We start from the raw sequence: 12,297 nt of genomic DNA, 5'->3' as shown, positions 1-12,297 counted from the left end.
CACGCGGGCCGGCCGGCACAGGAGGCCCCGGCACCGCAGGGCCCGTCCGGGGCACGGACGCCACCCGTGCCGCAGGGGCCGGGGCTGCTCCAGTACCGCTTCGACGGCCCGGACGACGCCCCGGTCCTGGTGATCGGACCGTCCCTGGGCACCACCTGGCACATGTGGGACCGGCAGATACCCGAGCTCTCCCAGCACTGGAGGGTGTTCCGGTACGACCTGCCCGGCCACGGCGGCGCCCCCGCCCACCCGGCCACGTCCGTCGCGGACCTCGCCGACCGTCTGCTCGCCACGCTGGACAGCCTCGGCGTCCAGCGGTTCGGTTACGCCGGCTGCTCCATCGGCGGCGCGGTCGGTGCCGTCCTGGCCCTGCGGCACCCGCACCGGGTGGCCTCGCTCGCGCTGATCGCCGCCTCCCCGCGTTTCGGCAGTGCCGACGAGTTCCGGCAGCGCGGGGTGGTGGTCCGCAGCAACGGCCTGGAGCCGATCGCGCGCGCCGTCCCGGAACGCTGGTTCACCCCCGGCTTCGCCGCCGCGCAGCCGGCCATCGTCGAGTGGTCCGTCCAGATGGTGCGCACGACCGACCCCGGCTGCTACATCGCCGCCTGCGAGGCCCTGGCCGCCTTCGACATCAGGGCGGAGCTGCCCCGTATCGGTGTGCCGACCCTGGTCCTGGTCGGCGCCGAGGACACGGTCACGGGGCCGGCGGAGGCCCGCACGCTCGTGGCCGGCATCCCGGACGCCCGGCTGGCCCTGGTCCCCGGCGCCTCGCACCTCGCCCCGGTCGAGCAGCCGGGCGCCGTCACCGACCTGCTCCTGATGCACTTCTCGACGTCCTGGCAGGACACCCTGGCGGCCATCCCCGTACCACCCTCGCAGGGGGGCACGGCCTCGTTCGTCCCGGTGGTGCCGGTGGCCGAGATCGCCTCCGCACCCGCCGCTCCCGACGCCGCCGCCGGTGTCCGCGACCGGTACGACAGTGGGATGAGGGTCCGGCGCGAAGTGCTGGGCGACGCCCATGTCGACGCCGCGACGGCTGCGTCCGACGCCTTCACCGACGACTTCCAGGACCTCCTCACCCGTTACGCGTGGGGCGAGGTCTGGTCCCGGGAGGGCCTCGACCGCCGGGCCCGCAGCTGTGTCACGCTCGCCGCGGTCGTCGGTTCCGGACACCTGGGGAGCCTGGCCCAGCACGTGCGGGCCGCGCTGCGCAACGGGCTCACGCCCGCCGAGATCAAGGAAGTGCTGCTCCAGACCGCCGTCTACTGCGGCATTCCCGCCGCCGGTGCGGCGTTCACCGTCGCGCAGTCCGTCATCCAGGAGGAAACCACCCCGCCCGCGTAGCAGGATGGTGGCATGAACGCCTCGTCTCTCACCCTCACGAAGAAGAAGCACTCCTGCATCCGTCTCGAGCGGGACGGGCGGTCGCTCGTCATCGACCCCGGAGGTTTCTCCGAGGAGGACGCCGCCGTCGGTGCCGACGCCATCCTGGTGACCCACGAGCACCCGGACCACTTCGACGAGGCGCGGCTGCGCGCGGGGCTGGAGCACGACCCCGCGGTGCACCTGTGGACGCTGCGCAGCGTGGCGGAGCGGCTGTCGGCGGCCTTCCCGGGCAGGGTCCACACCGTCGGTCACGGTGACGCCTTCTCGGCGGCCGGGTTCGAGGTGCAGGTGCACGGCGAACTGCACGCCGTGATCCACCCGGACATCCCCAGGGTCACCAACATCGGCTTCCTGGTGGATGGTTCGGTCTTCCACCCCGGGGACGCGCTCACCGTGCCCGACCGGCCGGTGGACACGCTGATGCTGCCGGTGATGGCCCCCTGGAACAAGATCTCCGAGGTCATCGACTACGTACGGGAGGTGAAGCCGCGCCGGGCGATCGACATCCACGACGCACTGCTCACCGACCTCGCCCGCCCGATCTACGACGCGCAGATCGGCGGCCTCGGAGGCGCGGACCACAGCCGGATGACCCCGGGCGACGCCTCCCGCCTCTGACGTGGCGCGGCCGGGCCCTCCCGGCCCGGGGGTGCGTCCCCCGGCCCGGGGGAGCGCGGCGGGAGGCCCGTCCGGGACGGTGCCGCCTGCCGTCGACCCGCCGGACGTATCGATGTCGGTGGGAGCCGCTAGGTTGGGATCCATGCGTATCGCCACCTGGAACGTCAACTCGATCACCGCCCGCCTCCCCAGGCTGCTCGCCTGGCTGGAGAGCAGCGGCACGGACGTGCTGTGCGTCCAGGAGACCAAGTGCACGCTTGAGCAGTTCCCTACCGAGGCGCTGCGCGAACTGGGCTACGAGAGCGCGGTCAACGCCACGGGCCGGTGGAACGGCGTGGCGGTGCTCTCCCGGGTCGGCCTCACCGACGTCGTCGCGGGGCTGCCGGGAGGCCCGGAGTACGAGGGTGTGGCGGAGCCGAGGGCGGTCTCGGCGACCTGCGGCCCGGCCCGCGTCTGGTCGGTCTACGTGCCGAACGGCCGCGAGGTCGGCCATGACCACTACACGTACAAGTTGCGCTGGCTGGAGGCCCTCAAGGAGGCCGTCGCCGCCGACGCGGCGGCGGCGCCGCCCTTCGCGGTCCTCGGCGACTTCAACATCGCGCCGACGGACGACGACGTCTGGGACCCGAGCCTCTTCGTGGGCGCGACGCACGTCACCCCCGCCGAGCGGGCCGCGCTGGCCGCTCTGCACGCCGAGGGCCTGTCCGACGTGATGCCGCGCCCGCTGAAGTACGACCGCCCGTACACCTACTGGGACTACCGCCAGCTGGGCTTCCCGAAGAACAGGGGGATGCGGATCGACCTCGTCCTGGGCAACGCCCCGTTCGCGGCAGCCGTGAAGGACAGTTACGTCGACCGTGAGGAGCGCAAGGGGAAGGGCGCCTCCGACCACGCTCCGGTGGTCGTGGACCTCGACCTCTGACCACCGCCCGTGTCGAGGATCGAAGTGTCAACCGAGGGTTGACGCCCCAGAGGTGTCAACCTAAGGTTGCCTCATGACCAAGCCTCTCGCGGCCGACCCTCCCATCCGTCTCGACGACCTGATCCAGGCGATCAAGCGGACGCACACCGACGCACTGGAGCAGCTCTCCGGCGCCGTCGTCGCAGCGGACCATCTCGGCGAGATCGCCGACCACCTCATCGGGCACTTCGTCGACCAGGCGCGACGCTCGGGCGCGTCCTGGACGGACATCGGCAGGAGCATGGGTGTCACCCGGCAGGCCGCCCAGAAGCGCTTCGTGCCCAAGAAGCCGGACGAGCCGACCGACCTGGATCCCGGGCAGGGCTTCAGCCGGTTCACCGAACAGGCCCGCAACGTCGTGATGGGCGCGCACAACGAGGCCCAAGCCGCCTCCCACGGCGAGGTGGGGACCGGGCACCTCGTCCTGGGGCTCCTGGGCGAGCCGGACGCCGTCGCCGCGCGGGTGGTCGTCGCCCAGGGGGTCACCCCGGACGCCGTCCGCGAAGCGGTGACCCGCGTGCTGCCGCCCCCGGCCGACGCCGTCCCCGACCTGATCCCGTACGACGCGGACGCGCGCAAGGTCCTGGAGCTCACCTTCCGCGAGGCCCTGCGGCTGGGGCACAACCATGTCGGGACCGAGCACATCCTGCTGGCCCTGCTGGAGTTCGAGAGCGGGGCGGGTGTGCTCACGGGCCTCGGCATCGACAAGGAGACGGCCTCGCGGGCCGTCACCGAAGCGGTGGCCGCCGAGAGCGAGGCCGCCGCCCGGAGCGAGGCGGCCGGCCGATAGGGCCGGGCGGCACCGTACTTCGCCGTAGGGCGGCCCGGGCCCTGGGCCCGGACGCCCGCACGTGACGGCGCCGCGCGCTCCCGGGGGGTGCGCGGCGCCGTGCGGGACGGGGGCCGGTCAGTGCACGGAAAACCCGCCGTCGACGAAGAGCGACTGCCCCGTGACGTACGACGAGGCGGCACTCGCCAGGAAGACCGCGGCCCCCGCGAAGTCCCCGGCCAGGCCGTTGCGGCCCACCATCGTGCGCGAGGCCAGCGCCGCCACCTTCTCCGGGTCGGACGACAGCCGCTCGTTGAGCGGCGTCATCACGAACCCGGGCACGAGGGTGTTGCAGGTGACGCCGTACGGCGACCACGCCTCGGCCTGTGAGCGGGCCAGCGACTCCAGCGCGCCCTTGGACACCCCGTACGCCCCGCTCTGCACGAACGCGCGGTGCGCCTGCTGCGAGGTGATGTGGATGATCCGCCCGTACCCCCGCTCGGCCATGCCCGGACCGTAGCGCCGGCCGAGCAGGTAGGGCGCCTTGAGGTTCACCGCCATCGTGGTGTCCCAGACGTCCTCGTCCAACTCACCCATCGGCGGACGCAGGTTGACGCCCGCGCAGTTGACCAGGATGTCCGGCTCCCCGAACACGGCGGCCGCCTCGTCGCCGGCCGCCCGCGCGCCGTCGCTGCTCCCCAGGTCGGCGCTCACCCAGGCCGCCCGGCAGCCTTCGGCGGTGAGTTCGGCGACGGTGCGCTCCAGCTCCGCCTCCCGGCGCGCGACGACCACGACGCCCGCACCCGCGTGTGCGAGCGCCCCGGCGACGGCACGCCCGATGCCGGAACTGCCGCCGGTGACCACGGCGACCCGGCCGTCCAGTGAGAAGAGTTCGGAGAGGTAGTTCTGCGACGTCATTCCCGCAGCGTAGACGGGGTTTACCGGCCCCCCGGCCGCGGGTCCTCCCGAACGGCTGCCGTGCCCTGTGGTGCGGACCGCGTCCGGGATGGGACCCTTGTGGCATGAACATCCCTTTCCTGGACAACTGGCTTAAGCGCCAGGGCGGTACGCGGGGGGTGGCTCTCGCGGCCGCCGTCGAGACCGATCCGGACGGCGTGGCCGAACTGCTCGCGGAGTGCGAGCTCCTCCGCGTCCGCGCGGCGCAGTGCGGACTCGAACTCGACGACGCCCCCGCCTCGTTGTCCGCGCTCGATCAGCTGCCGCCGCTGTGGCGCGATGACCCGGAGGAGCTGCCCTGGCTCGGCAACGACGCCGGCCTGTACCTCGGCACCGTTCTCGTGCGGACCGTCCCCGGTGCCGCGTGGGACATCCTGGCCGGCGGGAAACCCGTGGTGCGCCTGGCCTCGGGGCGCGAGATCGACGTCGTCGCGGCCGGTCTGGACTGGGCGATGACCGGCAGCCCCGAGCTGTCCGAGATGTACGCGGAGTCGGCCGAGAGCGGCCCGATCGGCAAAACGCGATAAACAGCCTTATGAGCTGTTGGTGCGTGTCGGCTCCGAAGCGCGTGCCAGGCCTGGATAGTTTGCGCTGACCTCGACACAGCGAAAAGTGGGTAGGGCAGCGTATGGCCGTCGATCCGTTGATCGAGCTGCGGGACGTCAACAAGCACTTCGGGACGTTGCACGTACTGCAGGACATCAATCTCACCGTCGGCCGCGGGGAGGTGGTGGTGGTCATCGGCCCCTCCGGATCGGGCAAATCAACGCTCTGCCGGACGATCAACAGACTCGAGACGATCGAGTCGGGACGCATCGCCATCGACGGCAGGCCGCTCCCGGAGGAGGGGAAGGGCCTGGCCCAGCTGCGGGCCGAAGTCGGCATGGTCTTCCAGTCGTTCAACCTGTTCGCGCACAAGACCGTGCTGGCCAACGTCTCGCTCGCCCAGCTCAAGGTGCGGCGGCGGAAGAAGGAGGAGGCCGACCGGCGCTCCCGGGAGCTGCTGGAGCGGGTCGGGCTCGCCTCCCAGGCGGACAAGCTTCCCGCCCAGCTCTCCGGCGGGCAGCAGCAGCGCGTCGCCATCGCCCGGGCCCTGGCCATGGACCCGAAGGCCCTCCTCTTCGACGAACCCACCTCGGCGCTCGACCCCGAGATGATCAACGAGGTCCTCGAGGTCATGCGGCAGCTCGCCCGTGAGGGCATGACCATGGTGGTCGTCACCCACGAGATGGGCTTCGCCAGGTCCGCCGCCAACCGCGTGGTGTTCATGGCCGACGGACGCATCGTCGAGGACCGCACTCCGGAGGACTTCTTCACCGCCCCGGAGAGCGACCGCGCCAAGGACTTCCTGTCCAAGATCCTCAAGCACTGACAGGGGGCACCGTGTTGCGTACGAGGAACATCGCGGCCCTGCTGTCGGGCCTCCTGTTCGCCGCGCTCGCCGCGGGCTGCGGCAGGGAGGGCAGCCCGCCGGTCAAGGGGCCGAGGGCGGAGCAGCTGCCCCACTACACCGTGGACACCGGCTTCCGGCTCCCCGGGTCCACGACGTGGACCAAGGCCGAGAAACGCGGCTACCTCGTCGTCGGCGCCAAGGAGGACCAGCCCTACCTGGGTGAGAAGGACCCGGCCACCGGCGTCTTCTCCGGCTTCGACATCGAGATCGCCCGCATGACGGCGGCGTCCCTCGGCTTCGAACCACGGACCATCCGCTTCCGGACCATCGCCTCCGCCAACCGCGAGACCGCCCTGCAGAACGGCCAGATCGACTACTACGTGGGCACCTACACGATCAACGACATGCGCAAGAAGCTCGTGGGCTTCGCCGGCCCCTACTACATGGCCGGCCAGGGCCTGCTGGTGCGCACCGACGAGAACGACATCCACGGACCCCGGGACCTGGCGGGCAGGACCGTCTGCTCGGCCGCCGGCTCCACCCCGTACCAGCGCATCGCCGCCGACCACCCCGAGGCGAAGCTCGTCGCCTACGACACCTACTCGATCTGCGTCGACAACCTCCTGACCTTCCAGGTGGACGCCGTCACCACCGACGACGCCATCCTGCTCGGATTCGCGGCCAAGGCCCCGGACGAGATGAAGGTCGTCGGCAAGCCCTTCTCCGAGGAGCCGTACGGCATCGGCGTCCCCCGCGCCGACAACGCGCTGCGCTTCGCACTCGACGACGCACTGGAGGCGAACGAGAAGAACGGCAACTGGAAGAAGGCGTTCGAAGCCACCCTGGGACTCTCCGGAGTGCCCGCGCCGACACCGCCGCCCATCGACCGCTACCCGGCGAACTGAGGGGCCGGCCACCATGGATGTACTGACGGACAACTTCTCGCTCTACGCCGAAGGCTTCCTCGGCACCCTGGAGCTGACGGTCTACTCCTCGCTCCTCGCCCTGGCACTCGGCTTCGTCATGGCGTCCTTCCGGGTCGCGCCCGTCGGGTCGCTCCGGGTGATCGGCACGGTGTGGGTCGCGGTGCTCCGCAACACCCCGCTCACCCTGCTGTTCTTCGCGGTGCTGCTCGGGCTGCCCCGGTTCGGTCTGGTACTGCCCTTCGAGGTCTTCGCGGTCCTCGCCCTCGGCTGCTACACCTCGGCCTTCATCTGCGAAGCCCTGCGCGCCGGCATCAACACCGTGCCCACGGGCCAGGGCGAAGCGGCCCGCAGCCTCGGTCTGTCCTTCGGGCAGACGCTCGGCAACGTCGTGCTGCCGCAGGCCTTCCGGTCGGTGATCCCGCCCGTCGGGTCGACGCTCATCGCGCTCGCCAAGAACTCGGCGATCGCCGGGGCGTTCAGTGTCACGGAGCTGCTCGGCACCTACAAGACCCTCAACGAACTGGGCTACAGCATCATCTGGTCGTTCGTCTGGATCGCCGTCGGATACCTCATCATCACCCTGGCCATCAGTGCGCTCTTCAACCTGATGGAGAAGCGCTGGGGAGTCGCCCGATGACCCGTTCCGCCCCCGCCGCCGGCAGCGCCCTGTACGACATCCCGGGGCCCGTCACGCGCAGGCGCCACTTCACCTACGGTGTCGTCTCGACCGTCGCCATCCTCGCGGCCCTCGGCTGGCTGCTGTACCTGCTCTTCGACACCGACCAGTTCACCGCGGCGAAGTGGAACCCCTTCACCTACAAGGGGATCCAGGAACTCCTGCTGCGCGGACTCGGCAACACCCTCAAGGCCTTCGCGTACGCGGCTGTGCTCTCCCTGGCACTCGGGGCCGTGCTCGCCGTCGGACGGCTCTCCGTGCACCGGCCGGTGCGCTGGGTCTCCACGCTGCTGGTCGAGTTCTTCCGGGCCATGCCCGTCCTGGTGATGATCTTCTTCATCTTCGTCGCCCTCAAGGTGCAGCCGCTGCCGGCTCTGGTGGCCGGGCTGACCCTCTACAACGGGTCCGTGCTCGCCGAGGTCTTCCGCACCGGTGTCAACTCCGTGGAACGGGGCCAGCGGGAGGCGGCGTACGCACTGGGTATGCGCAAGACGCAGGTCACCACCTACGTCCTGGCCCCGCAGGCCGTCCGCGCGATGATGCCGACCATCATCAGCCAGCTGGTGGTGGCCCTGAAGGACACCTCCCTGGGCTTCCTGATCACCTACGAGGAATTCCTCCACGCGGGCAAGCTGATCGCCTCGAACCTCGACTACGACCTGCCGTTCATCCCCGTGGTCATGGTGATCTCGCCCATCTACATCGGGATGTGCATGCTGCTCTCCTGGTTCGCGACCTGGCTGGCCAGGCGGCAGCGCCGCAATCCGAAGACGGAGGCGGTGGGCGTCGACCCGGCCGCACCGCGCAGCCTCCTGCCGGGAACACGGGAGCCCCGGGCCTGACCGTACGCCGGGCCGTGCCCCGCACGGCGGCAGCCGGGGATCACTTCCCGCCGTCCGGACCGGAACACCGGTTGCGGCGGAGGGGAGAAGGTCAGCTGCGAGCCGGACGGTGCGCGCCGGAGGAACCCCGGGGCCCGGCGCCACGGTGTCCCGGGTGAGCCCGGCGACGGGCAGGCACGACACGGAGGGCGGGTACCGCGCCAGTGGCGCGGTACCCGCCCTCCGCCGGTGCCGCCCCGCGTCAGGAGCCCGCCGCGGCCTCCGCCGTGATGCGGTCGAACTGCTCGCCCATGGCCTTGGACAGGGCCTTCGCGGCGGAGAGCGGGCGGACCATCACCTGGAAGTCGTCTATGCGGCCCTCCTCGTCGAAGTGGAGGAAGTCGCAGCCGGTGACGGCGAGGCCCTCGACCGTGGCTTCGAAGACCAGGGCCTGGTCGCGGCCGTCCGGACCGGACAGCTCCCGTACGTAGCGGAAGTCCTCGAAGACGCGGTAGGCGCCGCGCAGGATGGCCGCGGTGATCGGCCTGCCCGGGTACGGGGCGAAGGCGACGGGGCTGGTGAACACCACGTCGTCGGCGAGCAGTGCCTCGATCGCCGAGTGGTCTCCGGCCTCCACCGCCTTGCGGAACGCGCCCACGGGTCCTCCTTCGATAGTCAATTCGTTGAGTACTTACGTGGAGGAGCGTAGGTACCCGCACCACCGGCTGTCCAGGGGTGACTAGTCAACAAAGTGAGTATCGGCGTGCGTTAACATGCCGGGCATGGCCCTACGTCACGCGGTGCTCGCCGCTCTCGTGGAAGGTGAGGCGTCGGGGTACGACCTCGCCAAGACCTTCGACGCCTCGATCGCCAACTTCTGGATGGCCACCCCGCAACAGCTCTACCGCGAGCTGGCACAGATGGAGGCCGACGGCCTGCTGGCCGGACGCGTCGTGGAGCAGGAACGCCGTCCCAACAAGCGGTTGTTCGCCTTGACCGAGGCCGGGTGGGCAGCCCTGCGCGCGTTCGGTGCCGAGCGCCCGAAGCCCGGCACCGTCCGGGACGAACTCATGGTCAAGGTCGCCGCCATGGACGAGGTCGGACCCGATGTCGTACGGGAGTTCGTCGAAGAGCGCGCGCAGTGGGCCCGCGCGAAGCTCGACCGCTACGAACGCCTGCGTGCCCGCCTCCTCGACGGCCGTACCGAGGACGACCACCTCCGCCACGCCGAGCGCGTCGGCCCCTATCTCGCCCTCCTGCGGGGCATCTCCTTCGAGGAGGAGAACCTGAACTGGTGCCGACGGGTCCTGGCCGTCGTGGACACCCGCGCCGCGGCCACGGACCACCCCTGACCGAGGGCCGGACGCTTTCGCGCACGCAGGTGGGAGCACCGCCGGACCGACGCCGAACCAGCCTCTCCACGCCGCCACTTCCGTGACACACGCCGAGGGCATCGGCGGCGGCACCGAGGTGGCGGCGCGGTGGGGCGGAGAGGCCGGCGGTGGCCGGCCGCGCACTCGCCACCCGCCGACGTCACCGTGCGCGGCGGACCATGGCGCCGACGATGCCCGGCCACCGCCCACGGCACAGCACGTGAGGCCCGGCGCGAGGCCCGTCGAAGCAGGGCGCGCAACACGTTCCGCCCCCGGGCCCGGCCCCGGCCTGGACGCCGGTGCTCCGGAGACCGTGTCCGCGGCGCTCACAGCGCGATGCCGTGCCGGAGACCATGGCCCCCGGCACGGCATCGCGTACGCCACCGGCCCGCCCGTGCGTGCCCGGAGGTCCTGCGGGCAGCTGACGAGGCGGTCCTGACGATGCGCCTGATGCGGGGTTACCCTGCGCGGACGCAACTTCACTGGAGGTACGGATGCGTCGTTCCGCAGGCCGGAATGTGTCGTTCTTGAGTGTGCTCGCCGTCATCGGCTCGCTCGGTGCCGCGGCCCCCGCGGCGGCGGCCCCCTCCGCGGCGCCCCCCAAGTCACCGGTGGCGGTCGGGTACGGGGGAGCGGTGGCGAGTGTCGACGCGGACGCGTCGGCCGCCGGCGTGGAGGTGCTCCGCAAGGGAGGGAACGCCGTCGACGCGGCCGTGGCGACTGCGGCGGCGCTGGGTGTCACCGAGCCCTACTCGGCGGGCGTCGGAGGCGGAGGCTACTTCGTCTACTACGACGCGCGCAGGCACACCGTGCAGACCATCGACGGGCGGGAGACGGCACCCCGCACCGCGGACTCCTCGCTGTTCCTGGAGCAGGGCCGGCCGATCCCCTTCAGCGACGCCGTCACCAGCGGACTCGGCGTCGGGACACCGGGCACCCCGGCCACCTGGGACAAGGCCCTCGACGCCTGGGGCAGCACCCCGCTGCGCACGCTGCTCCGGCCCGCCGAGCGGCTGGCGCGCGAGGGTTTCGTCGTCGACGACACCTTCCGCGCCCAGACCGCCGGCAACCAGGCACGGTTCGCCGACTTCCCGGCCTCCACCGAGCTCTTCCTCCCGGGCGGCCGGCTCCCGGTGGTCGGCTCCCGGTTCAAGAACCCGGACCTCGCCCGCACCTACGCGACCCTGGGGCGCGAGGGCGTCGACGAGCTGTACCGGGGCGAGCTGGCGCGCGACATCGTGTCGACGGTCCGCAAGCCGCCCGTCGACCCGGACGCGGCCCGTGCGGTGCGTCCCGGCGACCTCACGGCCGAGGACCTGAAGGCCTACCGTGCCCTGCACCGGGCACCCACCGTGGTGGGCTACCGGGGCCTCGACGTCTACGGCATGGCGCCCTCGTCCTCGGGCGGTACCAGCGTGGGCGAGGCGCTCAACATCCTCGAGTCCACCGACCTGTCGAAGGCGAGCCAGGCGCGGTACCTGCACCGCCTCATCGAGGCGAGCCGAATCGCCTTCGCCGACCGGGGGCGATGGGTCGGTGACCCGGCGTTCGAGGACGTGCCGACGAGGGGGCTGCTGAGTCAGCGCTTCGCCGACTCGCGCGAGTGCCTGATCAAGGACGACGCGGTCCTCACCAGTCCGCTCGCGCCGGGCGATCCGCGCCACCCCGCCCGCTGCGCGCCGGGCGGCAAGGCCGCCCCGACGACGTACGAGGGGGAGAACACCACCCACCTGACCACCGCCGACAAGTGGGGCAACGTCGTCGCGTACACCCTGACCATCGAGTCGACGGGCGGCAGCGGCATCACCGTGCCGGGGCGGGGCTTCCTGCTCAACAACGAGCTGACCGACTTCTCCTTCGCACCCGCCGACCCGTCGGTGCACGACCCCAACCTGCCCGGCCCGGGTAAGCGCCCCCGGTCCTCCATCTCGCCGACCATCGTGCTCCAGCACGGCAGGCCGGTGCTGGCGCTGGGCTCACCGGGTGGCGCGACGATCATCACCACCGTGCTGCAGTCGCTGATCGGCCACGTGGACCGCGGCCTGCCGCTCGTCGAGGCGATCGCGGCGCCGCGCGCCAGTCAGCGCAACTCGGCGGCCACCGAGATCGAGCCGGGCCTGTGGGACAGCCCGGTACGCGGGCAGTTGGAGGCCCTGGGCCACGTCTTCAAGGCCAACCCGGAGATCGGGGCGGCCACAGGTGTGCAGCGCCTGCCGGACGGGCGCTGGCTGGCGGCCGCCGAGAAGGTGCGCAGGGGAGGTGGCTCGGCGATGGTGGTGCGGCCGAGCGGCCGTCCGTGACCGTGCGGCGTGGGTGACGCGGCCGAGTGCCGCGCCCGCCGGAGGTGGCGCCGGGCCCGCCTCGCCGCCTCCGGTGGGGCGCCCGCGGCATCTTCGGCCCGGTGCCGACCGGTCCGC

13 protein-coding genes are annotated in these 12,297 nt (G+C 71.8%); 11 read left to right on the top strand and 2 right to left on the bottom strand.

Going from position 1 to position 12,297, the window contains the following annotated elements; all coding sequences use genetic code 11:
* Positions 1-66 precede the first annotated feature (66 nt).
* From pcaC to ABZ371_RS20300, 4 genes are all read left to right on the top strand, one after another.
* On the top strand, positions 67-1,344 hold the full coding sequence (gene pcaC / locus ABZ371_RS20315; RefSeq protein WP_358681450.1) for a 4-carboxymuconolactone decarboxylase: 1,278 nt from the start codon (positions 67-69) through the stop codon (positions 1,342-1,344).
* Between the two features lie 12 nt (positions 1,345-1,356).
* Positions 1,357-2,004: an MBL fold metallo-hydrolase gene (locus ABZ371_RS20310; protein ID WP_358681447.1), complete on the top strand. Its 648-nt coding sequence runs from the start codon at positions 1,357-1,359 to the stop codon at positions 2,002-2,004.
* Positions 2,005-2,146: 142 nt separating this feature from the next.
* On the top strand, positions 2,147-2,926 hold the full coding sequence (locus ABZ371_RS20305) for an exodeoxyribonuclease III (RefSeq protein WP_358681444.1): 780 nt from the start codon (positions 2,147-2,149) through the stop codon (positions 2,924-2,926).
* 73 nt (positions 2,927-2,999) lie between these two features.
* Positions 3,000-3,755, top strand: coding sequence for a Clp protease N-terminal domain-containing protein (locus tag ABZ371_RS20300; RefSeq protein WP_358681441.1), 756 nt, complete (start codon positions 3,000-3,002; stop codon positions 3,753-3,755).
* Between the two features lie 117 nt (positions 3,756-3,872).
* Here ABZ371_RS20300 and ABZ371_RS20295 read toward each other — a convergent pair whose 3' ends face one another.
* A complete protein-coding gene (locus tag ABZ371_RS20295) occupies positions 3,873-4,652 on the bottom strand; it encodes an SDR family oxidoreductase (protein ID WP_358681438.1) in 780 nt (259 codons plus the stop codon).
* A 104-nt stretch (positions 4,653-4,756) separates the two neighbouring features.
* Between ABZ371_RS20295 and ABZ371_RS20290 the strand changes: the two genes are divergently transcribed.
* The 5 genes from ABZ371_RS20290 (at position 4,757) to ABZ371_RS20270 (ending at position 8,528) form a co-directional block, all read left to right on the top strand.
* The gene (locus tag ABZ371_RS20290) at positions 4,757-5,218 is read left to right on the top strand and encodes a DUF6278 family protein (RefSeq protein ID WP_358681436.1); all 462 of its coding nucleotides are present in this window, start codon (positions 4,757-4,759) and stop codon (positions 5,216-5,218) included.
* A 101-nt stretch (positions 5,219-5,319) separates the two neighbouring features.
* Positions 5,320-6,063 (top strand): amino acid ABC transporter ATP-binding protein, encoded by a 744-nt coding sequence (locus ABZ371_RS20285; RefSeq protein ID WP_358681434.1) that lies wholly within the window; start codon positions 5,320-5,322, stop codon positions 6,061-6,063.
* An 11-nt stretch (positions 6,064-6,074) separates the two neighbouring features.
* On the top strand, positions 6,075-6,989 hold the full coding sequence (locus ABZ371_RS20280) for a glutamate ABC transporter substrate-binding protein (RefSeq protein ID WP_358681431.1): 915 nt from the start codon (positions 6,075-6,077) through the stop codon (positions 6,987-6,989).
* 13 nt (positions 6,990-7,002) lie between these two features.
* Positions 7,003-7,647 carry an amino acid ABC transporter permease gene (locus ABZ371_RS20275; protein ID WP_358681428.1) on the top strand — a complete coding sequence of 215 codons (645 nt, stop codon included), beginning with the start codon at positions 7,003-7,005 and terminating at the stop codon, positions 7,645-7,647.
* Positions 7,644-8,528, top strand: a complete 885-nt coding sequence (locus tag ABZ371_RS20270) for an amino acid ABC transporter permease (RefSeq protein ID WP_358681425.1) — start codon at positions 7,644-7,646, stop codon at positions 8,526-8,528. Before ABZ371_RS20275 ends, ABZ371_RS20270 begins: the two co-directional genes overlap by 4 nt.
* Positions 8,529-8,769: 241 nt before the next feature.
* On the opposite strand, the gene ABZ371_RS20265 is transcribed toward ABZ371_RS20270, so the two are convergent.
* Positions 8,770-9,165, bottom strand: a complete 396-nt coding sequence (locus ABZ371_RS20265; RefSeq protein WP_358681422.1) for a nuclear transport factor 2 family protein — start codon at positions 9,163-9,165, stop codon at positions 8,770-8,772.
* Positions 9,166-9,289: 124 nt separating this feature from the next.
* On the opposite strand from ABZ371_RS20265, the gene ABZ371_RS20260 reads away from it, so the two are divergent.
* Together ABZ371_RS20260 and ggt are read left to right on the top strand one after the other, a co-directional pair.
* On the top strand, positions 9,290-9,859 hold the full coding sequence (locus ABZ371_RS20260) for a PadR family transcriptional regulator (RefSeq protein ID WP_358681419.1): 570 nt from the start codon (positions 9,290-9,292) through the stop codon (positions 9,857-9,859).
* Between the two features lie 515 nt (positions 9,860-10,374).
* Entirely contained in the window at positions 10,375-12,180 is a 1,806-nt protein-coding gene (ggt, locus tag ABZ371_RS20255) for a gamma-glutamyltransferase (protein ID WP_358681416.1), read from the top strand.
* Positions 12,181-12,297: the final 117 nt, after the last annotated feature.

The sequence above is a fragment of the Streptomyces sp. NPDC005899 genome (genome assembly GCF_040629645.1).
Classification (GTDB): Bacteria; Actinomycetota; Actinomycetes; order Streptomycetales; family Streptomycetaceae; genus Streptomyces.
Note: the sequence above shows the minus strand (reverse complement) of the source record. Positions and strands in the feature narration are given on the sequence as shown.